The following is a 1176-nucleotide window of genomic DNA, read 5'->3' as shown; positions in this document are numbered from 1 at the left end:
GCTACAGAGGTTGAAAGGTTGAGGTCTCGCGGCGTGGTTGCGTGACCTCGACCAGGCCGGTGAGTATGCCGGTGGGATGCGATATCCGGATGGTGGTGGTCTGACCCCGGAGGCGCGCGCCAAGCGGGAACGGATCCGCTTGCAGGCCGCGGGGCTATTCGCTGCGGGTGTCACACCGGCGCAGGTGGCCAGGCGGCTACGCGTCTCGAGCAAGTCGGTCTACGCCTGGCGCCGGGCCTGGGAAGCAGGCGGTCAGGCCGCGCTGCTGTCCAAAGGGCCCAGCGGATCGGACTGCCGGCTGGACGAGCGGCAACTGGACCGGCTGCAACAGGAGCTGGACGCGGGGCCGGCCGCGCATGGCTGGAGTGAAGACCAGCGCTGGACGCTGGCGCGGGTGGCGGTGCTCATCAAGGAGTTATCCGGCCAGTCCTACACGCTGCGCGGGGTCTCCTATCTGCTGCACCGGCTGGGCTGGAGCCCGCAGGTGCCGCAGCGGCGCGCCGCCGAACGCGACGAGGAGGCCGTCGCCACCTGGATCAAGGAGGTCTGGCCGCTGGTGGAACAACGGCGCGGGACCAGGATGCGTGGATCTGCTTCCAAGACGAGGCAGGCCAATCGCTGAGGCCGCCCAAGGCCCGTACCTGGTCCCGCCGCGGACACACCCCGACCGTCACCGTCTCGGGCAAGGGCTCGGGCCGTGTCTCCCTGGCCGGGCTGGTGTGCCTCAAACCCGGGCAACGGACCCGCCTGATCTTCCGCATGCTGCTCTATCGAGGGCGCAAGAACGACAAGAAAGGGTTCCGTGAGGTGGATTACGCCCGTCTGTTAGATGCCGTGCATCAGCAGCTGGGTGGTCCGATCGTGCTGGTGTGGGACAACCTCACCCACCACAAGGACGCAAAGATGCGGAGCCTGATCGCCACCCGGCCATGGCTGACGGTGTTCTACCTGCCCTCCTACGCTCCGGAGCTGAACCCGGTCGAGACCGTGTGGTCCCACCTCAAACGCAGCCTGGGCAACCTGGCCGCCTGCAGCCTCGACGAACTCGCGAGCCTGATTCGCACGCGCCTGCGGCGGATGCAGTACCGTCCCGCTCTCGTGGACGCGTTCGTAGCCCACACCGGCTTGATCATCGACCGGGCTCCGCCATAAGACCCCGACCTTTCAAGCTCTGTA

Annotated in this window: 2 protein-coding genes; both read left to right on the top strand. The window is 67.5% G+C overall.

The window, feature by feature from the left end; translation table 11 throughout:
* Positions 1-76 precede the first annotated feature (76 nt).
* The gene (locus Aph01nite_RS40920; RefSeq protein WP_204046478.1) at positions 77-622 is read left to right on the top strand and encodes a winged helix-turn-helix domain-containing protein; all 546 of its coding nucleotides are present in this window, start codon (positions 77-79) and stop codon (positions 620-622) included.
* Positions 532-1152, top strand: coding sequence for an IS630 family transposase (locus Aph01nite_RS40915; RefSeq protein WP_204046479.1), 621 nt, complete (start codon positions 532-534; stop codon positions 1150-1152). Before Aph01nite_RS40920 ends, Aph01nite_RS40915 begins: the two co-directional genes overlap by 91 nt.
* The last annotated feature ends 24 nt before the right edge of the window (positions 1153-1176 follow it).

The organism is Acrocarpospora phusangensis, from assembly GCF_016862995.1.
Lineage (GTDB): Bacteria > Actinomycetota > Actinomycetes > Streptosporangiales > Streptosporangiaceae > Acrocarpospora > Acrocarpospora phusangensis.
This window is presented reverse-complemented; position numbering and strand designations above follow the sequence as displayed.